20 protein-coding genes are annotated in these 23,336 nt (G+C 70.9%); 13 read left to right on the top strand and 7 right to left on the bottom strand.

Going from position 1 to position 23,336, the window contains the following annotated elements:
* Positions 1-7: 7 nt before the first annotated feature.
* The 3 genes from MUY14_RS38170 to purD all read right to left on the bottom strand — a co-directional run bounded on the left by MUY14_RS38170 (position 8) and on the right by purD (position 2,379).
* Positions 8-625: a DUF3558 domain-containing protein gene (locus MUY14_RS38170; RefSeq protein ID WP_247016795.1), complete on the bottom strand. Its 618-nt coding sequence runs from the start codon at positions 623-625 to the stop codon at positions 8-10.
* Positions 600-980, bottom strand: coding sequence for a hypothetical protein (locus tag MUY14_RS38165; RefSeq protein ID WP_247016793.1), 381 nt, complete (start codon positions 978-980; stop codon positions 600-602). The genes MUY14_RS38170 and MUY14_RS38165 overlap by 26 nt, the downstream gene beginning before the upstream one ends.
* 124 nt (positions 981-1,104) lie before the next feature.
* Complete coding sequence (gene purD, locus MUY14_RS38160; protein WP_247016792.1) at positions 1,105-2,379, bottom strand: phosphoribosylamine--glycine ligase; 1,275 nt, start codon at positions 2,377-2,379, stop codon at positions 1,105-1,107.
* 438 nt (positions 2,380-2,817) lie between these two features.
* On the opposite strand from purD, the gene MUY14_RS38155 reads away from it, so the two are divergent.
* The 3 genes from MUY14_RS38155 (at position 2,818) to MUY14_RS38145 (ending at position 6,323) form a co-directional block, all read left to right on the top strand.
* On the top strand, positions 2,818-3,954 hold the full coding sequence (locus MUY14_RS38155; protein ID WP_247016790.1) for a glycerophosphodiester phosphodiesterase: 1,137 nt from the start codon (positions 2,818-2,820) through the stop codon (positions 3,952-3,954).
* 25 nt (positions 3,955-3,979) lie between these two features.
* A complete protein-coding gene (locus MUY14_RS38150; protein WP_247016788.1) occupies positions 3,980-4,708 on the top strand; it encodes a serine hydrolase in 729 nt (242 codons plus the stop codon).
* Positions 4,709-4,778: 70 nt separating this feature from the next.
* Positions 4,779-6,323 carry an amino acid permease gene (locus MUY14_RS38145; RefSeq protein WP_247016786.1) on the top strand — a complete coding sequence of 515 codons (1,545 nt, stop codon included), beginning with the start codon at positions 4,779-4,781 and terminating at the stop codon, positions 6,321-6,323.
* Positions 6,324-6,391: 68 nt separating this feature from the next.
* Here the strand turns inward: MUY14_RS38145 and MUY14_RS38140 are convergent, their stop codons facing one another.
* Positions 6,392-7,627: an aromatic acid/H+ symport family MFS transporter gene (locus MUY14_RS38140; RefSeq protein WP_247016784.1), complete on the bottom strand. Its 1,236-nt coding sequence runs from the start codon at positions 7,625-7,627 to the stop codon at positions 6,392-6,394.
* Positions 7,628-7,776: 149 nt separating this feature from the next.
* On the opposite strand from MUY14_RS38140, the gene MUY14_RS38135 reads away from it, so the two are divergent.
* On the top strand, positions 7,777-9,411 hold the full coding sequence (locus MUY14_RS38135) for a Na+/H+ antiporter (protein WP_247016782.1): 1,635 nt from the start codon (positions 7,777-7,779) through the stop codon (positions 9,409-9,411).
* Here the strand turns inward: MUY14_RS38135 and MUY14_RS38130 are convergent.
* Positions 9,392-10,294 carry a TIGR03564 family F420-dependent LLM class oxidoreductase gene (locus MUY14_RS38130; protein WP_247016780.1) on the bottom strand — a complete coding sequence of 301 codons (903 nt, stop codon included), beginning with the start codon at positions 10,292-10,294 and terminating at the stop codon, positions 9,392-9,394. The two genes, MUY14_RS38135 and MUY14_RS38130, sit on opposite strands and share 20 nt — an antisense overlap.
* 120 nt (positions 10,295-10,414) lie before the next feature.
* On the opposite strand from MUY14_RS38130, the gene MUY14_RS38125 reads away from it, so the two are divergent.
* Positions 10,415-10,912: an OsmC family protein gene (locus MUY14_RS38125; RefSeq protein ID WP_247016778.1), complete on the top strand. Its 498-nt coding sequence runs from the start codon at positions 10,415-10,417 to the stop codon at positions 10,910-10,912.
* Here the strand turns inward: MUY14_RS38125 and MUY14_RS38120 are convergent.
* The gene (locus MUY14_RS38120) at positions 10,909-12,195 is read right to left on the bottom strand and encodes an adenylosuccinate synthase (protein WP_247016776.1); all 1,287 of its coding nucleotides are present in this window, start codon (positions 12,193-12,195) and stop codon (positions 10,909-10,911) included. The two genes, MUY14_RS38125 and MUY14_RS38120, sit on opposite strands and share 4 nt — an antisense overlap.
* Positions 12,196-12,307: 112 nt before the next feature.
* Here MUY14_RS38120 and MUY14_RS38115 point away from each other — a divergent pair, with 112 nt between their 5' ends.
* The 8 genes from MUY14_RS38115 (at position 12,308) to MUY14_RS38080 (ending at position 21,324) form a co-directional block, all read left to right on the top strand.
* The gene (locus MUY14_RS38115; RefSeq protein ID WP_247025453.1) at positions 12,308-12,952 is read left to right on the top strand and encodes a hypothetical protein; all 645 of its coding nucleotides are present in this window, start codon (positions 12,308-12,310) and stop codon (positions 12,950-12,952) included.
* Positions 12,953-13,092: 140 nt separating this feature from the next.
* Entirely contained in the window at positions 13,093-13,731 is a 639-nt protein-coding gene (locus tag MUY14_RS38110; RefSeq protein ID WP_247016774.1) for an HNH endonuclease family protein, read from the top strand.
* A gap of 126 nt (positions 13,732-13,857) precedes the next feature.
* Entirely contained in the window at positions 13,858-15,465 is a 1,608-nt protein-coding gene (locus tag MUY14_RS38105) for an ABC transporter substrate-binding protein (protein ID WP_247016772.1), read from the top strand.
* Positions 15,462-16,415, top strand: a complete 954-nt coding sequence (locus MUY14_RS38100; RefSeq protein ID WP_247025452.1) for an ABC transporter permease — start codon at positions 15,462-15,464, stop codon at positions 16,413-16,415. Before MUY14_RS38105 ends, MUY14_RS38100 begins: the two co-directional genes overlap by 4 nt.
* Before the next feature lie 43 nt (positions 16,416-16,458).
* Positions 16,459-17,247 (top strand): ABC transporter permease, encoded by a 789-nt coding sequence (locus MUY14_RS38095; RefSeq protein ID WP_315863302.1) that lies wholly within the window; start codon positions 16,459-16,461, stop codon positions 17,245-17,247.
* The gene (locus MUY14_RS38090; protein ID WP_247016768.1) at positions 17,244-18,794 is read left to right on the top strand and encodes an ABC transporter ATP-binding protein; all 1,551 of its coding nucleotides are present in this window, start codon (positions 17,244-17,246) and stop codon (positions 18,792-18,794) included. Before MUY14_RS38095 ends, MUY14_RS38090 begins: the two co-directional genes overlap by 4 nt.
* 511 nt (positions 18,795-19,305) lie before the next feature.
* Positions 19,306-20,199 carry a glycosyl hydrolase family 18 protein gene (locus MUY14_RS38085; protein ID WP_247016766.1) on the top strand — a complete coding sequence of 298 codons (894 nt, stop codon included), beginning with the start codon at positions 19,306-19,308 and terminating at the stop codon, positions 20,197-20,199.
* Positions 20,200-20,217: 18 nt separating this feature from the next.
* Entirely contained in the window at positions 20,218-21,324 is a 1,107-nt protein-coding gene (locus MUY14_RS38080) for a glycosyltransferase (RefSeq protein ID WP_247016764.1), read from the top strand.
* On the opposite strand, the gene MUY14_RS38075 is transcribed toward MUY14_RS38080, so the two are convergent.
* Positions 21,308-23,194, bottom strand: coding sequence for an FAD/NAD(P)-binding domain-containing protein (locus MUY14_RS38075; protein ID WP_247016762.1), 1,887 nt, complete (start codon positions 23,192-23,194; stop codon positions 21,308-21,310). The two genes, MUY14_RS38080 and MUY14_RS38075, sit on opposite strands and share 17 nt — an antisense overlap.
* Positions 23,195-23,336 lie beyond the last annotated feature (142 nt).

Genomic DNA, 23,336 nt, shown 5'->3' with positions numbered 1-23,336 from the left:
GCCCTCCCTAGTTGCGTGACTTCAAGGACTGCAGCGCCAGGTCGGCGGCGTGCGCCGACATCTCGCACAGCTGCGGCTGGGTGAGCTTGCCGCGGGTGATGGGGAACGTCCGGATGGTCAGCGTCCGGCCCTTCGCGACGCCGACGAGGGTGCTGCAGTCGGCCGGGTCGGCGGCCGCGCGGTAGCTCGTCAGCGCCGGGTAGCCGGCGATGGCCTTCGGTTCGGTGGTCATGCTGTTCTTGCGGCGGGCCCCGGTGATCCACTCGTCGAGGTCCGCGGTCACCGAGCCCACCTGGTAGCCGTGGAACGGCTCCTCGCGGTCGGCGTCGAGCACGCAGACCGGCCCGTCGGCGCTGTCGGCCTGCCGGGGCGTGCTGCTGATCTTCATCGCGTCGAGCTGCACCTGCGGGAAGAGGTCGCAGAGGTCGACGCCCTGCATCGGCAGGTCGGCCGGGCGCTGGGGCAGCTGGGCGGCCTTCGCGCTCTGCGACGCCGCGGTGGCGGCCGTCTCGATCGGGTACGGGGTGCCGTCCTTGTCCGCGGAGCAGCCGGCGAGCGCCGCTGTCGCGAGCACGCCGCCGGTGATCAGCACCGCGCTGTTACGCACCGTGCTTGCCGCGGTCACCGAACACCGCCGCCTTTTCCTCGTCGCTGACCTTGTAGTCCTTCGCGGCGGCGCGCAGCTGCGACACCAGGCGCTTGAGGCCCGCGACGTACTCGCGGACCTGGCCGGCGTAGGACCGGTCGCCGTCGGCGATCAGGTGGTTCCACGCTTCGATCGACTGGGTGCTGACGACGTCCGCCGAGGGCGCGTCGACCCGCAGCTGGTCCAGGCGGGTGATCAGCTGGTCTTCGAGCGCGTTGGCCTGCTCTTCGACGATCCGGGCGACGTCGAGCAGCTTGTCCGGGCGGACCAGGACGTCCGCCACGGCCGGCGCCACCGGGACGGCCGGGCTCAGGTCGTACGAGGGTCCTGACATGCTCTCCCCTGACGTCATACGGACAGTGACCGGCCGGCTCCTCGTCGAGGCTACCAACGCAAGTGTGGCAGCAGCCCGGGTTTGGACGAAGTTCGTGCCCGGCCGGTTCCCCGGTCCCGTGAAATCAGGCGCGCTGCTTCGCGGCCGGAGCGCCGATCTCGCCGTTCGCCGCCTTCAGCGCGATGTCCGTGCGGTGGTGCGACCCGGCGAGGTGCACCTTTTCGACGGTTTCGTACGCGTGCTTGCGGGCCGACTTGAGCGTCTTGCCGGTGCCGACGACCGACAGCACCCGGCCACCGGAGGAGACGACGGCGCCGTCGTCACGGCGGCGCGTGCCGGCGTGCAGCACGCCTTCCAGCTCGGCGCCGGTGATGACGTCGCCGGTGCGCGGCTTGCCGGGGTAGCCGTCGGCGGCGACCACGACGGTGACCGCGGTGCCGCCCGCCCACTCCAGCGGCGGGTGCTCGGCGAGCTTGCCGGTGGCGGTGGCGTGCATCAGCCCGGCGATCGGGGTGCGCAGCAGCGCCAGCACGACCTGCGTTTCGGGGTCGCCGAAGCGGCAGTTGAACTCGATGACCTGCGGACCGTCGGAGGTCAGCGCGAGCCCGGCGTAGAGCAGGCCGGAGAACGGCGCGCCGCGGTTCACCAGCTCGTCCGCGACCGGCTGGACGACCTTCTCGACCAGGTCGTCGACCAGGTTCTCGGGGGCCCAGGGCAGCGGCGCGTACGCACCCATACCGCCGGTGTTCGGGCCCGCGTCGTCGTCGCCGACGCGCTTGAAGTCCTGCGCGGGCAGCAGCGGCACGACGGTGGTGCCGTCGACGAAGCAGAACAGCGACGCTTCCGGACCGTCCAAAAAGGACTCCAGGAGCACCGGGTGGCCGCCGTCGAGGAGCATGATCGCGTGCTTGCGCGCGACGTCGTAGTCGGTCGTGACGACGACGCCCTTGCCGGCGGCGAGCCCGTCGTCCTTGACCACCCAGGTCGGGCCGAAGCGGGCGAGCGCGGCGTCGAGGCGGGCCGGGTTGTCGACCACCTCGCTGCGCGCGGTCGGCACGTTCGCCGCGGCCATGACGTCCTTCGCGAACGCCTTCGAGCCTTCGATGCGAGCCGCCGCGGCCGACGGGCCGAAGCAGGCGATGCCCACCTTCCGGACGGCGTCGGCGACGCCGGCGACGAGCGGGACCTCGGGCCCGACCACGACGAGGTCGGCCTGCCAGCTCTTCGCGAGGCTCGCGACCGCCTCGGGATCGGCCGCTTCGACGCCGAGCTGCTCGGCGACCGCGGCGGTCCCGGCGTTGCCGGGAGCGCAGGCCAGCGCCGTGACGGTGGGGTCGCCGGAAGCCGCGAGGACGAGAGCGTGCTCACGAGCGCCGGAGCCGATTACCAGTACGCGCACGCGGCACAGCGTATCCGGCCGGGTTCGCGCCGGACATTTCGCCGCCCCCGGGCACCGCGGGTGAGGGCCGTGCCGCCCTGGGTGACGGGAGGTGCGGAGGGTGCTGCTGAATCGAGGTGACCGCTGCAAAGGAAGCGGGGGCGGCGCTCCGGCCGCCGGGCACCACGGGCGGGAGGCGCTCCGGCCGCGGGAACCGGAGGTGGCGGGCAGGCCGCGACGACCGGTTGACGTGGGCCCGCGCCGGCCGGAGCCCGGCAGTGGTCCGGCCACCCGCCGCGGGGTCGAGCGTCCCCAGCCGTGCCGCGGACCACACCTTCGCGCGCAGGAGTCCACGCGTAGTTCACCGTCGCTTTTGCCCGGATACCCCCGCGCGACGCTTGCGGCATCGAGGGTGGCGCGAGTAGTCAGGGTCAACCCTGTGTGAAAAGAGGTCACCAGATGAAGCGCAAACGTGTCGGTGTGCTGACGCTCGCCGGACTGGCGTTGCTGAGCGTCACCGGACTGGCCGTCGGGTCGGCCAACGCATCCGAAGCCGGGTCCGCCGATGCGGCCGCGCACGGGCGGGGCCACGATGACCCCGTGATCATCGGACACCGCGGCGCGCCCGGGTACCGGCCGGAGCACACGCTCGCCTCGTACGAGCTCGCCTACCGGATGGGCGTCGACTGGGTCGACGTCGACCTCGTGCCCACCAAGGACGGCCAGCTCGTCGCGCGGCACGAGCCCGAGATCGGCGGGACCACCGACGTCGCGAAGCACCCCGAGTTCGCGAACCGGAAGAAGACCGTCGTGCTCGACGGGGTCAGCACGACCGGGTGGTTCACCCAGGACTTCACCCTCGCCGAGCTGAAGACGCTGCGCGCGGTCGAGCGGATCCCGGCGAACCGCCCGCACAACACGCTGTACAACGGCCGCTACCAGATCGCCACCTTCCAGGAGGTGCTCGACCTGACCAAGCGGCTCGGCCGGGAACTGCACCGGACGCTGGGCACCTACCCCGAGGTCAAGCACTCGACGTTCTTCCAGTCCATCGGCAACCCGACCGAGCCGAAGCTGGTGTCGATCCTCAAGCGCAACGGCCTCGACCGGCCGGACGCGCCGGCGATCATCCAGTCGTTCGAGGTGTCGAACCTGATCGCGCTGCACAAGCAGGTCCGCACGCCGCTGCTGCAGCTGACCTCGGCCACCGGCGCTCCGGCGGACTTCGTCGCGAAGGGCGACAAGCGGACGTACGCGGACCTCGTGACGCCGCAGGGTCTGCGTGACATCTCGAAGTACGCGAAGTACCTCGGGCCGGAGAAGGGGCAGATCATCCCGCTGGACGCCGCCGGGAACCTGACCAAGCCGACCGCGCTCGTCGCCGACGCGCACAAGGCGGGCCTGAAGGTGCAGCCGTACACGTTCCGGAACGAGAACCCGTTCCTGCCGGCGAACCTGCGCTCCTCGGCCGAGCCGGACGCCTACGGTGACGTCTTCACCGAGGAGGCGGCGTTCCTCCAGGCCGGTGTCGACGGCTTCTTCGCCGACCAGCCGGACACCGCGCTCGAGTCGCTGCACGCCTTCCTGGGCCGGTAATCGCGTTGCCGCGAAGGGCGCTTCCGTGGACGCTGAGTCCGTGGAAGCGCCCTTTTCCGGTGTGGTGCTGGTCAACCGCGGCGACGAGAACACCGTCGAGCACCTCCTGACGCACACTCCGGGCATCGGCGACTACTGCAATGACGAAAACCCGCCCGAGACACCGCCGGGACTCGTCACGTCGGCCGACTACCTCGCCGCTCTCGACGGCTACCCGCAGCAGTTCCCGCCGGGCGAACGCTTCCACTACCACAACTGCGCTTTCGCGGTCCTGGCCCTGATCGCCGAACGGGTCGCGGGCGTACCTTTCGCCGACCTCGTCCGGACCCGCGTGACCGAGCCCGCCGGGATGGCGGACACGGCGTTCCTCCGCTCGGACGCGCTGCCCGCCCGGACGGCCACCGGGTACCTGGAAGACGGCCGCACCAACGTGTTCAGCCTGCCGGTCGTCGGCTTCGGCAACGGCGGGATCTACAGCTCCGCGCCGGACTTCCGGAAGTTCTGGCCCGCGTTCCTCGACGGCAGGCTCGTCCCGGGCGAGTGGGTGGAACGGATGCTGCGCGGAGCCGGCTACGGGCTCGGCTTCCGGCTGCCGCGGCCCGGCGTCGTCCGGCTGGAGGGCGGCGACCACGGCGTCACGTTCGTGAGCCTGCACCAGCCGTCGTCCGGCGTCACCGCGACCCTGATCTCGAACGACCACCGAGGTGGCGGGCCCCTGCTCAGGCAGCTGGACGAGTTCTTGACGAAGGCTTGACACCCCCTGGTGGCGGGGCTACCTTCGGCGAATTCAATGGTCTGGCCGCATACCTTTCAAGAGGTGCCCGATGGACGTTTCCGACCAGCAGACCACTCCCGACCACGCTGACGAAGACAGCGCCCGCCTGCACCAGCTGGGGTACGCGCAGGAGCTCAAACGGACGATGTCGGCGTTCTCGAACTTCGCCGTCTCCTTCACGATCATTTCGATCCTCTCCGGCTGCCTGACGCTCTACGGCTTCGGCATGAAGACCGGCGGCCCGGCCGCGATGATCTGGGGCTGGCCACTGGTCGGGGTGTTCGTCATCCTGGTCGGCCTCGGCATGGCCGAGGTCTGCTCCAGCTACCCGACCGCGGGCGGCCTCTACTACTGGGCCGCGAAGCTGGCGCCGAACAAGTCCGGTCCCGTGTGGTCGTGGTTCACCGGCTGGTTCAACCTCATCGGGCAGATCGCCGTCACCGCGGGCATCGACTTCGGCGCGGCGCTGTTCCTCAACGCCTTCCTCGACCTGCAGTGGGGCTTCACCGCGACGCCGGGCCACACGATCCTGCTGCTGGCGATCATCCTCGTGGTGCACGGCCTGCTGAACACCTTCGGCGTCCGGATCGTGGCGATCCTCAACAACGTCAGCGTCTGGTGGCACCTCATCGGCGTGCTGGTGATCGTCGGGGTGCTGATCTTCGTACCGGCCAAGCACCAGGACGCGTCGTTCGTCTTCGGCAGTTTCGTGAACCAGACGGGCTGGGGTTCGACCTTCTACGTCTTCGCGCTGGGGTTGCTGGTCGCGCAGTACACGCTGACCGGCTACGACGCCTCGGCGCACATGACCGAGGAGACGAAGAGCGCGGCGACGGCCGGGCCGCGCGGCATCGTGATGTCGATCGTCGTCTCGCTGGTCGCGGGCTGGATCCTGCTGATCGGCCTGACGTTCGCGATCCAGGACTACGACGGCGCGGTCGGGTCCGCGACCGGCGTCCCGCCCGCGCAGATCTTCATCGACGCGACCGGCGCGGTCACCGGCAAGTTCCTGCTCCTGATCTGCATCGGCGCGCAGCTGTTCTGCGGCATGGCGTCGGTGACGGCGAACTCGCGGATGATCTACGCGTTCGCCCGCGACGGCGCGATCCCCGGGTCGGGCTTCTGGCACAAGATCAACAAGCGCACGCAGACGCCGACGAACGCCGTGTGGCTCGCCGCGGGCGGCGCGCTGATCCTGGCCCTGCCGTACCTGTGGAGCGCGACGGCCTACGCGGCGGTGACGTCGATCGCGGTCGTCGGGCTGTACGTGGCGTACGTGATCCCGGTGTTCCTGCGCGTCCGGCGCGGCGACTCGTTCGAGCCCGGGCCGTGGTCGCTGGGCAAGTGGGGCAAGCCGGTCGGGATCATCGCGACGGTGTGGGTCGTGCTGATCTTCTTCCTGTTCATGCTGCCGCAGGTGTCGCCGGTGACGGTGGACTCGTTCAACTACACGCCGATCGCGTTCCTGGTGGTGCTCGGCGGCGCGGCGCTGTGGTGGGTGCTCTCGGCCCGGAAGTGGTTCACCGGCCCGAAGGTCCAGGGCTCGGAAGCCGAACTCGCGGCGGTGGAACAGGAACTGAAGGAACTCGGCTGACGTCCGGCGCAAGTGGTCGTGAGTGAGGAACAGTGTTCCAACCCTCACTCACGACCCGCGCGGCACGCTCAGGGAGTCGCGTGGCTTTCCGGGGCGGGGACGGGGTCGGGGGCCGGGGACTGGCGGCCGGGGCGGACCACCGTGACCGCGGCCGCGCCCAGTGCGCCGACGCCGGCGAACGCGTAGAAGCCCCACGGGTATGCGATTCCGGCCGTCAGCAGGGCGCCGCCGAGGAGCGGGCCCGAGATCGCGCCGATGCGGCCGATGCCGGCGGACCAGCCGAGGCCGGTCGCGCGGATCGCGTCCGGGTAGACGCGGCCGATGTACGCGTACACCAGCACCTGGGCGCTGAACACGAAGCAGCCGGTCAGGAACACCGCCGCGTACAGCCCGACGGCCGGCAGCTTGACGCTCAGCAGCGCCAGGAACACCGCGCCGAGGCAGAACCAGACGATGGCCGACGGGCGGATGCCGACGCGGTCGGCGACCCGGCCCGCCACGAGCAGCCCGGCGATGCCGCCGACGTTCAGCGTCAGCAACAGGCTCAGCGCCGCACCGAGCGGGTAGCCGGCCTGGCGCATGATCTCCGGCAGCCACGTGTTCAGCCCGTACACCAGCAGCAGGCCCATGAACGACGTCACCCAGAAGGCGATCGTCGCGCGCAGCAGGCCGCCGCGGAACAGGCCGGCGACGGCGTGCCCGGCCGACCGCTCGGTCTCGCGGACCCGCTGGAACGACTCGGACTCCGGCAGGAACTTCAGCATCAGCGGGATCAGCACCACGGCGGGGATCGCGCCGGCGACGAACATCGCGCGCCAGCCCAGCGGCGAGATGAGCACGATGCCCAGCAGCGCCGTCAGCACCGCGCCGACGTGGTAGCCGGTCATCACCGTGGTCGTCGCGCTGCCGGCCTTGCCCCGGCGCGCGTACTCCGTGACCAGCGTGATCGCCGTCGGCAGGCAGCCGCCGAGGCCCAGCCCGGCAACGAACCGCAGCAGGGCGAAGACGAACGTCGAGGGCGCGAACGCGCAGAGCAGCGTGCACAGGGAGAACAGCGTCACGGAGATGATCAGGGACTTCCGGCGCCCGATGACGTCGGTGATCGTGCCGATCGCCAGCCCGCCCAGCATCATCCCGGCCAGCCCGACCGTCGACACGACCGACGCCGTGCCGGGCGTCAGGCCCCAGACGTGGTCGCGGAGCAGCACGGGCAGCACGGTGCCGAGCACGACCAGGTCGAACCCGTCGAGCAGGACGGCGGTCCAGGCCAGGGGCACGACCCAGGAGCGAGTGCCAGGGGACATGGAGAACCTCCGGATGTGCGTCGGTGCACGTGATCCGCACAAGTGTGCGTAGTGCGCACAAGTATGCACAGGGGGTCCGGCGTAAGCCAGGTCACTTCCATTGGGCGGAAGCCGAGCGCAGGGCTCTCACCTGCGGGAAGATCACCCGCGTGGAGATCCTGACGCTGATGGCCGTGCTCGCGGGCTCCCTCGCGCTGACCGCCCTCGCCCGGCGCTACAACCTGTCCGCGCCACTGCTGGTGGTCGTCGTCGCGCTCGGGATCGCGCTGATCCCCGGCGTGCCGCGGTTCGAGCTCGAACCGGAACTGGTGCTCACCGTCGTGCTGCCGCCGTTGCTCTACTCGACGTCGCTGGAAAGCTCGCTGACGCACTTCAAGCGGGCGCTGCGGCCGATCGTCGCGCTCGGCGTGGTGCTGGTGGCCCTGACCGCCGTGGTCGTCGCCGTCGTCGTGCACCTGCTGCTGCCGGACGTGCCCTTCGCCTCCGCGCTGGTCCTCGGCGCGGTCGTGGCGCCGCCGGACGCGGTGACCGCGGTCGCGATCGGGCGCAAGCTCGGCCTGCCGCGGCGGGTGATGACCGTGCTGACCGGCGAGAGCCTGGTCAACGACGCCGCCGCGCTGACGCTGTACAAGGTCGCGCTCGCCGCCGTCGCGGGCACCGCGGGCTCGGCCGGGCACGGGTTCGCGGTCTTCGGCGTCGCGACCGTGCTGGGCATCGGGGTCGGCCTGGCGATCGGCGCGCTCGTCGTGCTGATCCGCCGCCAGCTCGACGACCCGCTGATGGAGTCGGCGTTCGGCATCATCGTGCCGTTCGCCGCGTACGTCACCGCGGAGCACCTGCACCCCTTCAGCGAAGACTTCAGCGGCTCCGGCGTGCTCGCCGTCGTCGCGGCGGGCCTGCTCCTGGGGCATCGCGCGCTGTACGCGTCCCCCGCGACACGCATGCAGGACAGATCGGTGTGGGCCTCGATCGACGTCCTGCTGGAAGCGCTGGTGTTCGCGCTGATGGGGCTGCAGCTGCCGTTCGTGCTCGAAGGCGCGCAGCACGCGGCCCGCGACAACGGGACGCTCGCGCTGGTCGCGGTGATCGTGCTCGGCGTGACGATGTTCGTGCGGGTGCCGGCGGTGTTCGTTTCCGCGTACCTGCCGCAGACGGTCCGGCTCTTCGGCCGGGACCGCGCGACGCCGTCGTGGCGGACGCTGGCGGTCGTTTCGTGGACCGGCATGCGCGGCGTGGTCACGCTCGCCGCGGCGGCCGGCGTACCGGCCGCGACCCCGGGCCGCGAGGAGATCCAGCTGTTCGCGTTCACTGTGGCGATCGGGACGGTGCTGATCCAGGGGCTGACGCTGCCGCCGCTGATCCGGCTGCTGAAGGTGGAGGACCCTGCGGAGGCGTCGCGGGACGAGGCCGAAGAACTCGCCGCGCGCGAGGTCGCGAAGAAGGCGGCCCAGGACCGGCTGCGCGAAATCAGCGACGAGCGGCTGGCTTCGCTGGACCTGCCCCAGGAGAAGGTCGACCGGCTGAAGGAGCGGCTCCAGCGGCTGATCGACACGCGCTACCGCTTCGCCAAGGCCGCGATCACGCTGTCCGGCGAAGACCGGTCCGGCAGCCCGCAGGCCCAGTTCGCGAAGGCCCGGCGCGAGCTCCTGATCACCCAGCGCAAGGCGATGATCGAGGAGAACCGCGCCGGGCGGCTCGACGACGAGGTCCTGCGGCGCGTGCTGCGGGAGCTCGACCTGGAGGAGCTTTCGGTGTCGGCGACCCTCACGAACCGGCTGAGCTGATCACTTCCCACGTCCGCAGCCGCTCTTCGGCGGACCGGATGCCGGTCTGCGAGACGAGGACGTCGGTCGCGCCGGCGTCGTAGTAGCGCCGGAGTCCTTCGAGGACGGTCTTCTCGTCCCCGATGATCGCCAGCTCGGCCGCGTGCTCGACGCCTTCCGCGGCCAGGATCCGCTGGTACGAAGGGATCTGGCTGTAGAAGGACATCTGCTCGTAGGCCAGCGCCCGCACGGCGTCGGGTTCGTCGGTGACGATCGCCGGCACGGCCGCGAGGATCCGCTTGCCCGCGGGCAGGTGCGGCACGATCTGCTCGGAAAGCGCTCTCGGCCCGGCGAGGAACGGCAGCGTCCCGTCGGCGAGCTCACCGGTGACGCGCAGCGCCTGCGGCCCCATCGCGGCGACGACGATCCGCACGTCACCGCCCACAGTGGACGGTCCGGGCGGGTGCGCTTCGAGCGTCTCGCCGCGGAAGTCGACGGTTTGGCCGTCGAAGACCTGCCGCAGCACGGTGAGGTATTCGCGCAGGTGCCGGATCGGCGGCGGGTACTCGACGCCGTAGACGGGCCCGAGGAACCCCTTCGACCCGAGCCCGATCCCGAGCGTGAACCGGCCCCCGGTGGCGGCCTGCGCGGTCTGCGCCGCGCTCGCGACCAGCAGCGGGTGCCGCGGGTAGATGGGCACGACGGACGTCCCGACCTCGATACCGGGGACTTCGCGCCCCGCGAGCGCGGCGACGGTGATGGCGTCCTGGCTCAGCGGCAGCTGCGAAAACCAGACGGACTTCAGCCCGGCATCGGCGGCTTGACGGGTCTGGGCGAGGAGCTCGTCGACGAGGTTCGCGGCGGCTCCGGTGTCACCGGCCGGCAGCGTGACTCCGATGGTCATGGTCCCAAGCTAGCGAGCGGCGCCACTCATTTCCGGCTTCCCAGGACTTGAGAACCCGAGCGGGGCCGCCGGGATTCGCCCACCCTGTGGCACATCCCTCACGATCTTCAGGAGAGCCCCATGTCGCTGACCGAAGTCATCGAAGGCACCCGCAAGGCCGTCGACGCCGATCCGCACAACGCCGCCGTTTCCTTCAGCGTCGACCACACCCTCAAGCCCGGCACGCGAACCGAGGTCGAGGTCAAGGTGCGGGAGCACGCCTTCACCGTCGACGAGCCGCCCGCGCTCGGCGGGACGGACCAGGCCGCCAACCCCGTCGAGTACGCGCTCGCCGCGCTCGGGTCGTGCCAGGTCGTCACCTACCAGTTCTGGGCGGCGAAGCGCGGGATCCCGATCGACTCGATCAAGGTCACCGTCGACGGCGACCTCGACCTGCACGGCTTCTTCGGGTTCGCCTTCAACACCCGCCCCGGGTTCGGGGACGTCCGGGTGTCGATCGAGCTGGAAGGCCCGGCGAGCCGGGAGCGCTACGAAGACCTCAAGCGCGAGGTCGACGAGCACTGCCCGGTGCTCGACCTGTTCCGCAACGAGACGCCGGTGACGACGAAGCTGACCTAGACGAATTCGTGCCGGACGATGGTCTGCTCGCGGCCCGGGCCGACGCCGATCGCCGAGATCCGGGCGCCCGACAGCTCTTCGAGGCGCTCGACGTACGCGCGCGCGTTCGCCGGCAGCTCCTCGAACGTGCGGCACGCCGAGATGTCCTCGAACCAGCCCGGGAGCTCTTCGTAGATCGGGATCGCGTGGTGCACGTCGGTCTGCGTCATCGGCATGTCCTGCGTGCGGAAGCCGTCGACCTCGTAACCCACGCACACCGGCACCTTCTCCAGGCCGGACAACACGTCCAGCTTGGTGAGGAAGTAGTCGGTGATGCCGTTGACGCGGACCGCGTACCGCGCGATCACCGCGTCGAACCAGCCGGTGCGGCGCGAGCGGCCGGTGGTGACGCCGAACTCGCCGCCCTGCTTGCGGAGGTACTCGCCGGACTCGTCGTGCAGCTCGGTCGGGAACGGGCCCGAGCCGACGCGGGTGGTGTAGGCCTTGAGGATGCCGAGCACCGTGGTGATCCGGCCCGGGCCGATGCCCGAACCCGCGCTCGCGCCGCCGGACGTCGGGTTCGACGACGTCACGAACGGGTAGGTGCCGTGGTCGACGTCGAGCAGCGTGCCCTGCGAACCCTCCAGCAGCACGGTTTCGCCGCGCTCGAGGGCCTGGTTGAGCTGCAGCCGCGTGTCGGCGATGCGGTGCGAGAACTTCTCGCCCGCCGCGAGCACCTCGTCGGCGACCTGGTCGGCGTCGAGGGCCTTGCGGTTGTAGACCTTCACCAGCACCTGGTTCTTGAACTCCAGCGCCGCTTCGACCTTCTGGCGGAAGATCTTCTCGTCGAGCAGGTCCTGCACGCGGACGCCGACGCGGGCGATCTTGTCCTGGTAGCACGGGCCGATGCCGCGGCCGGTGGTGCCGATCTTGCGGCTGCCGAGGTACCGCTCGGTGACCTTGTCGATGGCCACGTGGTACGGCATGATCAAGTGCGCGTCGGCCGAAATCAGCAGCTTGGACGTATCCACGTCCCGTGCTTCGAGGCCGGAGAGCTCATCGAGCAGCACACCCGGGTCGACCACTACGCCGTTGCCGATGACGTTGGTCACGCCGGGGGTCAGGATGCCGGACGGGATGAGGTGCAGGGCGAAGTTCTCACCGTTCGGCAGGACGACCGTGTGACCGGCGTTGTTGCCGCCCTGGTACCGGACGACCCACTGGACGCGGTCCCCCATCAGGTCGGTGGCCTTGCCCTTGCCTTCGTCTCCCCATTGGGCACCGATGAGCACGATGGCCGGCATGTGACACTCCAGGTGTTCGACGACTGAGGTTAAGTGTCCCGGACGGACACCGGTGGCGCTGACGAAATGCCGGTGCATGACTTTAACGGAGGACCTGCGGGTGCGCGGAATCGTGGTGGCCTGTGGTGACGGCGCGGCGGGCTTCGAAGAAGTCGACGACGTCGAGTCGATCCGCGTCCCGGGTCGCCCCGGCAAGGCGGAAATCGACCCCTTGCTGGGCGAACACGATCACCTGGTGGTGTCGGGCACGGACGCCGACCTCGCCGCCGTCGTGCTCCGGCTGCTCCGCAAGGACGCGCTCTCCGGCGTGTCGGTCGGGTTCGTCCCCGCGGACCCGACCTCGTCGGTCGCCGCGCTCTGGGGACTGCCGAAGACGCCGCTGCAGGCCCTCGCGCTGGCGCTGCGCGGCGAAGTCGACCCGGTGCCGCTGATCCGCGACGACGTCGGCGGCGTGCTCGTCGGGCGCGGGCTGCTGCGGCTGGTCCGCGGGGTGGCCTACGCCGACGAGCAGGTGGCGCTGCGCGGGCCGGCCGCGTCGATCGAGGTGACGCCGGACCCGGACGGCCCGGGCATGGCGGTCCGCGTGGTGAAGGGCACCCTCTTCAAGCGGCCGGCCACGCTGTACTCGCGGGCCTTCCAGATCGGCTGCATCCCGACCCGGCCGGTGCGCGACGACGTCGTCTTCGAGCGCGCGGTGAACAAGTGGACCTGGTACCGGCACACGGAAGACCTTCGCCTGGTCCGCGGGGCCGTCTGACCTGCTATTTTCACGGTCGGGTGAGCTTCCGGCCACAGTGTGTTCACCGACGGACAGCAACATGTCACCTATACGTGTTGCACTCGCCACTCCCGTGTATCAGGGTTAGCTGTCCCCACACCTGACACGGAGGCAGCAAAATGCCAACCAGGCGTGCTGTTCGTCATTCGTTCACCATCCTCGCGGCCACCGCCGTGCTCTCCGGGACGCTGGTCAGCGTCGCGGAAGCCACCCCGCCGGGCATCCCCTCGGCGACCACGGCGAAGTCCGAGCTCGCGTCCCTCACGGTCAAGGCCGACGGTTCGCAGACCGGCTACAGCCGGGACAAGTTCCCGCATTGGATCGACCAGGGCAACAGCTGCAACACCCGCGAAGTGGTGCTGAAGCGCGACGGCACGAACGTGGTCACCGGCTCCGACTGCGCGGCGACGTCCGGCAGCTGGTTCAGCCCGTACGACGGCGAGACCTGGACCGCCGCGTCCGATGTGGACATCGACCACGTCGTGCCGCTGGCCGACGCGTGGCGCACCGGCGCGTCGTCGTGGACCACCGCGCAGCGCCAGGCGTACGCGAACGACCTCACCGACCCGCAGCTGATCGCCGTGACGGACAACGTCAACCAGGAGAAGGGCGACAAGTCGCCCGACCAGTGGAAGCCGCCGCTCACGTCGTACTGGTGCACCTACGCGAAGATGTGGGTCGCGGTGAAGTACAAGTTCAAGCTGACGATCAACACCGCGGAGAAGAGCGCGCTGACGGACATGCTCGGCCGCTGCTGATCGCTGTCAAGGGCGAATCCCCGTGGTGCCAGGGAATGGGACCGCGGTTCGCCTGCTGGGACGGCCTCCAGCGCGAGATTAGCGTCGCCGGTTGAAGACGCAACCACTCCCGCTGGAGGCCGTCCGGTGTCCCCATCCCCCCGCGCCCGCACTACCGCGGCCTTGCTCGCCCTGCCCCTGCTGCTGACCGCGTGCTCCGCGGCGGGCACCGAACAAGCCGCGTCCGGCCCGCCGAAACCCGGCGGTACGCTCCGGCTCGGCATCTCGTCCGCGCCCGACTGCATCGACCCGCAGCAGACGTCCACCAACGCCTCGATCAACGTGTCCCGGCAGCTGGCGGACTCGCTCACCGACCAGGACCCGAAGTCCGGCGAGATCAAGCCGTGGCTGGCCGAAAAGTGGGAGAGCACCGCCGATTCGACGGCGTTCACCTTCCACCTGCGCGCCGGCGCCACCTTCTCCGACGGCACCCCGGTCGACGCCGCCGCGGTCAAGACCAGCTTCGACGGCCTCAAGGCGCTGGGCACGAAAGCGCCCCTCGGCTACGGCTACCTCGCCGGGTACAAGGGCACCACCGTCGTCGACCCGCGGACCGCGCGGATCGAGTTTTCCGCGCCCAGCGCCCAGTTCCTGCAGGCCAGTTCGACGGTTTCGCTCGCCGTCCTGGCGCCGGCGGCGTTCAAGAAGACGGCGGAACAGCGCTGCCAGGGCGACGGCCTGATCGCGTCCGGCCCCTTCGTCTTCAAGAGCTTCAAGCAGAACCAGGAGATCGTCCTGGCCAAGCGCACGGGCTACGCCTGGGGCTCGTCGCTGTTCAAGCACCGGGGCGAGGCCTACCTCGACGAGATCGACTACAAGATCGTGCCGGAACCCGGCGTCCGCACCGGCAGCCTGGCGTCGGGCCAGCTCGACGCTAGCACCGACGTGCAGCCGGTCGACGAGCCGCAGTTCACCGGGAACGGCTTCAGCGAGAACGTCCGGCCGAACCCGGGTGTCGTGTTCAACCTGCACGCCAACACGACCCGCGGGGTGCTCACCGACGAGAAGGTGCGCCAAGCCGTACTCAAGGGCGTCGACCGCGCCGAGGTCGTGAACACCGTGCTGACGCCGAACTACAAGGCCGCCACGAGCATCCTGGGCTCGGCGACGCCGCTGGTCAGCGACCTGTCCGCGCAGCTCGCGTACGACGCGAAGGGCGCGACGGCGCTCCTCGACGGCGACGGCTGGGTGCCCGGCGCCGACGGGATCCGCACCAAGAACGGGCAGCGGCTGAGCGCGGCCGTGGTGTTCTCGCCGGTGTTCAACCAGAACCGCAGCGTGCTGGAGCTGATCCAGCAGCAGCTGCGCAAGATCGGCTTCGACCTGAAGATCGAGCAGCACACCAACGCCGAGACCACCCAGCTCCAGCTGGCCGGGAACTACGACTTCCTCTGGTACAACGTCACCCGCGCCGACCCGGACATCCTGCGCGGCCAGTTCTCGACGAAGGCGGGCAACCGCAGCAAGCTCACGCCGGGCAACCCGCTCGACGTCGCGCTCGACGCGCAGTCGTCCACTGTGGACAATACCAAGCGCAAGCCGGCGGCCGAGGAAGCCCAGAAGCTGATCATCGAGCACGCCTACGCCGTCCCGGTGTTCGAGCTGACCCAGGTGGTCGCGCTGAGCTCGAAGGCGCACGGCGTCGACTTCGAAGCGTCGTCACGGCTGCAGCTGTTCGACGCGTGGCTCTCGTGAGGCGCTACCTGCTCCGCCGCGTCGGGCAGGCGGTGTTCGTGCTGTGGGCGGCGTTCACGCTGTCGTTCCTGATCCTCTACCTGCTGCCGGGCGACGCCGTTTCGGCGAAGCTCGCCGGTGGGGAGGCCGGGGCGTCGATGACGGCGGAGCAGGTCGCCGCGGCCCGCGCGGAGTACGGCCTCGACTCGCCGTTGCCGGTCCAGTACCTGAACCGGCTGGTCTCGGCGCTGCACGGCGACTTCGGGCGCAGCGTCGCGACCGGCGACGACGCGACGCACATGGTCGTCACGGCGTTGCCGCCGACGCTCGCGGTGACCGGGCTGGCGCTCGTGTTCGCGGTGCTGTTCGGCGGGGGCGCGGCGCTCCTCGGCACGTTCACGCGGTTCCGCTGGCTGCGGCAGGCGCTGCTGTCCCTGCCGTCGCTGGCGATCTCGCTGCCGCCGTTCTGGGTCGGGTTGCTGCTGATCCAGTTCTTCTCGTTCCGCCTGCGGCTGCTGCCCGCGCTCGGCACGCAGGGCTTCGCGGCGCTGATCCTGCCGGCGCTCACGCTGGCCCTGCCGACCGGCGCGATCATCGGGCAGGTGCTGGCCAAGAGCCTGGCGACGCAACAGGAAGAGCCGTACGCCGAGATCGCGGCGGCCAAGGGCGCGAGCCGCTGGCGCGTCCACTTCGGACACCTGCTGCGCAACGCGGCCGTGCCGACGCTCACCGTCGCCGGGGTCGTCGCGGGCAACCTGGTCGCGGGTTCGGTGATCACCGAGACGGTGTTCTCGCGCGACGGCGTCGGCCGGGTCACCGCGTCCGCCGTCACCGCGCAGGACGTCCCGGTGGTGCAGGCGGTGATCGTGCTGGCCGCGCTGGTGTTCGTGGTGCTCAACCTGATCGTCGACCTGCTCTACCCGCTGCTCGACCCGCGCATCGCCCGGACGCCGGAGGTGGCCCGTGGTTGACCTCGCCCCGGCCCCCAAGCCGCACTTTCACGTGAAAGTGCGGATCCCGCCCGGGCTCGTGCTCGCGGTGGCGGTGCTGGCGTTCGTGCTGCTCGCGGCCTTCGTGCCGGGGCTGCTGACCGGCTACGACCCGATCACCGGCGTCCCGGCCGAGCGCTTGCAAGGCCCTTCGCCGCACCACCTGTTCGGCACCGACGAGACCGGCCGCGACGTCTACGCGCGGGTGGTCCACGGCGCGTCGCTCTCGTTACGGGCCACCGCGATCGCCGTGCTCGTGGCGCTGGTCGCGGGCTCGGCGCTCGGCCTGCTGGCCGGGTTCCGCGGCGGCTGGGCGGACACGGTGATCATGCGGGTCGTCGACGTCTTCCTGGCCATCCCGCCGATCCTGCTGTCGCTGGCCCTGGTCACGGCGCTGGGCTTCGGCACGACGAACGTCGCGATCGCCGTCGGCATCGCGAACCTGGCGTCGTTCGCGCGGGTCATGCGCGCGGAGGTGCTGCGCGTGCGCAACGGCGTGTTCGTCGAGGCCGCACGGGCTTCCGGGGTGCGCTGGACGGGCGTGCTGCTGCGGCACGTCCTGCCGAACGCGGCGGGCCCGGTGCTCGCGCTGGCGACGTTGACACTCGGCACGGCGGTGCTCGAGGTGTCGGCGCTGAGCTTCCTGGGCTTCGGCGCGACCCCGCCGACGCCGGAGTGGGGCGCGCTGGTCGCGGGCGGCCGCAGCTTCCTGGCCACCGCCTGGTGGATGACGACGTTCCCGGGACTGACGGTGGCGGCGGTGGTCCTCGCCGCGAACCGGCTGTCCCGCGCGCTGGACGGAGGAGACCGATGACCCTGCTGCGGATCTCGGAACTGGCGGTGTCGTACCGGGCGGTCCCGGCCGTCCACGACGTCGGCCTGCACGTCGACGCGGGCGAAGTGGTCGCCGTCGTCGGCGAATCCGGCTCGGGCAAGTCGACGACGGCGCACGCGGCGATCGGCCTGCTGCCCCGCGGCGGCCGCGTCACCGGCGGCTCGATCACCTTCGACGGCCGGGACCTGCTGGCGTTGCCGGAGAAGCGGTGGCGCGGGGTGCGCGGCCGCGAGATCGCGCTGGTCCCGCAGGACCCGGCGGTGTCGCTGAACCCGGTGCACCGGGTCGGTGACCAGGTCGCGGAGGTGCTGAAGATCCACGGCCTCGCGGACCGCCGATCGGCTTCGCTGCAGGCGATCGAGCTGCTGGAACGCGCCGGCGTCCCTTCGCCGGAGTTGCGGGCTCGGCAGTACCCGCACCAGCTGTCGGGTGGCCTGCGCCAGCGCGTCCTGATCGCGTCGGCGCTGGCCGGGCGGCCGAAGCTGATCATCGCGGACGAGCCGACGTCGGCGCTGGACGTGACGGTCCAGCGCCGGATCCTCGACCACCTGACGTCGCTGGCCGCGGAGTCCGGGACGGCGATCCTGCTGATCACGCACGACCTGGGCGTCGCGGCCGATCGCGCGTCGCGGATCGTGGTGCTTTCGCAGGGGACGGTCGTCGAGGAGGGCTCGACGGTCGTCAGCGCGCCGACGCACCCGTATACGCAGCAGCTGATCGCGGCCGCGCCGAGCTTGTCGAGCCCTTCACGCCCACCCGCGCCCGCCGCCGAGCCCCTGGTGTCGGTGCGCGACCTGGCGAAGACGTTCGACGGCGGCATCCGCGCGGTCGACGGCGTTTCGTTCGACATCCCCCGCGGCCAGACCCTGGCGTTGGTGGGCGAGTCGGGCTCGGGCAAGTCGACGACGGCCCGGCTGCTACTGCGGCTGGAGACCCCCTCGGCGGGCTCGATTTCCTTCGACGGCCAGGACATCACCGCGTCGAGCGGACCCGAGCTGCGCCGGCTGCGGCGGCGGATGCAGATCGTGTACCAGAACCCGTACGCTTCGCTGAACCCGAAGTTCTCGATCGAGGACGTCGTCGCGGAGCCACTGCGGGCGTTCGGCCTGCCCCGCACTTCGGTGCCGTCGCTGCTGGACCAGGTGGCGTTGCCGGCGTCGGTGGCCCGCCGCAAGCCGTCGGAACTGTCGGGAGGGCAGCGCCAGCGGGTGGCGATCGCGCGGGCGCTGGCGCTGCGCCCGGACCTGGTGGTGTGCGACGAACCGGTGTCGGCGCTGGACGTGTCGGTGCAGGCCCAGATCCTGGCGTTGCTGGCGGAGCTGCAGTCTTCGCTGGGGTTGTCGTACTTGTTCATCTCGCACGACCTGGCGGTGGTGCGGCAGCTGGCGGACCAGGTGGGCGTCCTGCGCGACGGTGTTCTGGTGGAGCTGGGGCCGGCTTCCCGGGTGCTGGCGGAGCCGGAGGCGGAGTACACGAAGGAACTGCTGGCGGCGATCCCGGGCCGTTCGGTGCAGGGGGTGGGCTGAGACAGGAACCGGTTACCCCACCATCCCGGAATGCCTCGGGTGACCACATCCGCCGCGGGGCCGGCTTCTGCAGCCACGCCGCCTCGATCGCGATTTCCCGGACCGGCGCGGGGAAGTCGCAGATCACCGGCCAAACCTCGGCTGGGCGGTAGCTCTTCGAAGGCCAGCCGTTCGCCCGCCGGAACCCTCCGAGGTAGCGAGCTTGCACCCACGAGGGCTTGGCCTCCAGCACCTCGTAGGCACCGATATGGGTGAGTCCCGGCATAAAGCTGCTGGTCGCGACTTTGACGGCTGAACAGCAATACCCTGCGCGAGAATCAACCTGTTCAACCCGCACGACACGAGCAGGCACCCAGTCCTCGTTGTCGTCGCCTCGGAAAAGCACTTCGTCGCCGAACCGATAGCTGCTCAGCGCCTTGTGAGCCTCGAAAAACCACCCTGAGACAAGAAACCGGACAGGATCGACGGTGCGTGTTCCCGCCACCACCCACCGCGACGTATGGTCTGGACCATGCGGAGGATCGGTGTGGCCTTCGTGGCCTTGGTGCTGATGATTTCGGGTGCGGTGCCGGCTTCGGCCGCCGCCGGGCGCAGGGTTGTCGTCTACTACCAGACCATCTACAACGGCTCGGCCTACGTCTCACCGCTCACCCTCCGCGGCACCGGGGTCACCGATGTCGTCGTCGGCGCGATCCACCTCGACACCAACGGTGTCGTGCACCTCAACGACGATCCGCCGAACGCCGCCAAGTTCACCCGGATGTGGCAAGACCTCGCCACGCTCCGGAACAGCGGTGTGCACGTGCTCGCGTTCGTCGGCGGGGCCGCCGCGGGGAGCTTCCAGCGGCTCGAAACGCAGTTCGACACCTACTACCCCTTGCTGCGCAACCTGATCCGGACGTACTCGCTCTCCGGCATCGACCTCGACGTCGAAGAGCACATGTCCAACGCCGCCCTCAACAAGCTCATCGACGCCCTGCGCGCCGACTTCGGCAGCTCGTTCCTCCTCACGCTCGCCCCGGTCGCGACCGAGCTCAGCGGCGGGGGTGGTCTCTCCGGGCTGAACTACGACACCCTCTACCGCGAGCGCGGCGCGCAGATCTCCTGGTTCAACGCGCAGTTCTACTGCGGCTGGGGCTCGCTGAGCACCACCACCGGCTACGACAACATCGTCCGCCGCGGGGTCGTGCCGGCGAGCAAGGTCGTCGCCGGGACCGTGACCAACCCCGCCAACTGCAGTGGTTACGTCGCCATGTCGACCCTCCAGTCGACCGTGCGCAGCCTCGTCTCCAAGTACCCGGACTTCGGCGGCGTCGACGGCTGGGAGTACTTCAACTCCCTGCCCGGCGGGACGTCGGCGCCGCAGCAGTGGGTGCAGCAAATCGCTCCCGTCGTCAAGGGCTGACCCAGTACGCTCGGCGCGGTGCGGATCCTCTTCACGTGCCGCCCGGCGTACGGCCACCTGTTCCCCTTGCTGCCGCTCGCGAACGCGGCCGCGAAAGCCGGGCACGACGTCGTCTTCGCCACCGGCGAGGCGTTCATGCCGAAGGTGCGCGACCTCGGCTTCGAGGTCCGGCGCGCCGGCATCGGCATCGGCGAAGCGGAGGCCGAAGCCAAAAAGCGCCACGGCGAGGACGCGGGTTTCCTCGACGTCGGCGTCACGATGTTCGCCGAGCTGCTGCCGCGTTCCCTGCTCGGCGACCTGACGCCGCTGCTGCCCGAACTGCGTCCCGACCTGGTCGTCTACGAGATGAGCGACGTCGGCACCGCGATCGCCGCGCGCCGGGCGGGGATCCCGGCCGTCTCGGTCGTGATCGGGCGGTCCATGCCGCCGGAGGTGCTGGCCGTCGCCACCGAACGGCTGCGGCCGCTCTGGGGGACGCTGCCCGCGGACGCGCTGCTCGGCGACGCCTGCGTCGACGTCTGGCCCGACCGCGTCCGCGACCCGGGCACCGCCGGCGTGCCGAAGGTGTTCCGGATGCGCCCGACGCCGTACGACCCCAACGTCCCGCTGCCGCCGCTGCCTGCCGACGGCTTCGTCTACCTCACGCTGGGCACGGTCGTCTTCGGCGCGACCGACGTGCTGCGCGGCGCGATCCGCGCGCTGGAGCGCCTCGACGTCGACGTGCTGGTCGCACTAGGCCCCGGCGACCCGGCGGCGCTCGGGCCGCTGCCGGAGCGGGTGCGCGCCACCGGGTTCGTCCCGCAGGCCCAGGTCCTCGAGCACGCCGGCCTGGTCGTCCACCACGGCGGCACCGGCACGGTGCTCGCCTCGCTCGCCGCCGGGCTGCCGCAGCTGGTGCTGCCCCAGGGCGCCGACCAGTTCGCCAACGCCGAAACCCTCGAAGCGCTCGGCGCGGCGAAGGCGCTGGTGGGCGACGCGATCCGGATCCCCGCGCTCGAGACGGCGGCCCGTGCGCTGCTCACCGACCCGAAGCCGCGCGAGATCGCCCGGGGCATCGCGGCCGAGATCGCGGAAATGCCGCCGCCGGACCAGGTTCTCGACGAACTGGTCAGCTGGGCGGGTTGACCAGCGCCAGGATTTCGCGCGCGACGGCGTCGTTCTGGCGGAAGGACAGGGCGTTCGTCCGCGGCCGCGTGAACGCCGCCGCCGAGCGGGCGCTCGTGTGCGGACCCACGGCGAAGCGGTGCGGGTGGGCCCGTCCGGTGCCGTCGAGCAGGCGGGAATCCGAGACGCGCGTGTGGATCCGGCCGGACGGCAGGCGCGCGCCGGACACCGGGTCCGCCACCGTTTCCTCGGCCAGCTCGCCGCTGTCGCGCAGCTGGCGCAGCAGCCCGTCGGCCGCGCGGGTCACGCTCGGGCCCGGCAGCCGCGCTTCGACGAGCGTCCGGGCCTCGACGGTCCCCGGGAAGCTCGCGCTGGACGCGACGAACGCGTCGCGCTCCGCCGTCACCGCCATCTCCGCGCCCGCGAACGAGACGATCCCCGCGTCGTGCAGCGCGAGCAGTTCCTCCAGGCGGCGCGGTGGCGGACCGCTGGCGTAGTAGGAGAAGAACCCGTGGAACCAGCCGTCCATATCGGACACCTGCGAGGCCGCGTCCAACCGTCCTTTTTGGACCAAGGCGGGCAGCTGGCTGTACACCGACAGCAGCGCCGAGAACGCGCCGAGGTCGGCGCTGAACTCCTGGTTCGCGCGGCGCGCCAGGTCGCCCTCGACGTATTCGCGCAGCTCCTTGCCGAACTCCTCGGGCGTGCCGAACACGCGGCCCGCCATCGGGCGGTCGATCCGGTCGAGGTCGAGCCGGTCCGCCTCGGCGGGCACCGCCCGCGCGACGAGGTCGTGCATGCCCGGCGAATCCCAGTCCAGGTCGGCGAAGGCGTCGGCGAACACCACGAAGTCCAGGCGCACGCGGTCCGGGTGGCCGGTGAACAGCTCGGTGTAGTAACCCCAGGCCAGTTCCTTCGCGATCAGCGGCCAGACGTCGGTGCGGAAGTCCAGCGCGCCGGGGGCGCCGGCCAGCGCGTCGATGGCGTAGGCGTCGAAGAACCGGGGCAGCCGCGCCGGTTTCCCACGCGGCCGGTAGCCGATCTTCGCGTGGTAGGGCACCCCGCGCCGCGAGCCGACGTGCAGGACCGGCTCGGCGCCGCTCGGGTGGTAGCGGAGGCCACCGCAGGCCAGCTCCTCGAACCGGCCGCCGCGGCCCTCGGTGAGCAGCAGCATCAGGTCGACGAACGCGAGCCCGAAACCCCGCACCAGCACCGTTTCCCCGGGTGCGATGGCGGAGTAGTCGACGTCGGCGGTGTAGCCGGCGGGGTAGTAGGCGAGCCCGTGCCGCGCGGCGAACGACACCAGCTCGCGCTCGCGGTCGTCCGGTTCCGCGTCGAGGTGCCCGACGGTGAACACGACGGCGTCCGCCCGCACCGCCGTCCCGTCGGAGAGGCTGACGGTGTACCCGTCCACGCCGACCGCCCGCGCGGCGTGCTCGACGACGTCGACGCCGTCGGGCAGGCCCTCGACGACGTGCCGGTAGACCCAGGTCAGGTAGGCGCTCTGCAGGCGCCGGGTGGGGAAGTCGAAGGGGTCCAGCGCGGTCAGCTCGGCGACGACGTCGGGCGGGACCTCGGCGTCGAGGCCGCCGTCACGGACCTTGCGCGCCCAGTCGAGCAACGTCGGACCCGGACGGACCGGGCCGGACATCTTCACCGACTCGTCGGTGTACATCGTGACGTCTTCGGGCATGGAGTTCATCCGCAGCAGCGGTGACTGGTCGTAGCGCCACACCCGGCCGGGGCCGGGCGGGAAGGGGTCGATCAGGTGCACCTCGAGCCGGCGGCCGCCCAGCAGTTCCGCGGCGTTGGCACCGAGCCGTTCGAGGACGCCGACCCCGCGGGGTCCGGCGCCGACGACGGCGAGGGTGAACGGCGGGGAATCGGCCACGAAACCGAAGCTACGCCGGGGTTGTCGCGGGGAAGTGCCTTCCCACAGAGCGGAACCGACCCGCGTGCTCCCGCGCCGGTCGCTGCCCGTCGTGTTCGACCGGCGCGGCAGCCGGGGTCCCGGCAAAGCCGGATCGGCGCGG

The organism is Amycolatopsis sp. FBCC-B4732 (genome assembly GCF_023008405.1).
GTDB lineage: Bacteria > Actinomycetota > Actinomycetes > Mycobacteriales > Pseudonocardiaceae > Amycolatopsis > Amycolatopsis pretoriensis_A.
This window is presented reverse-complemented; position numbering and strand designations above follow the sequence as displayed.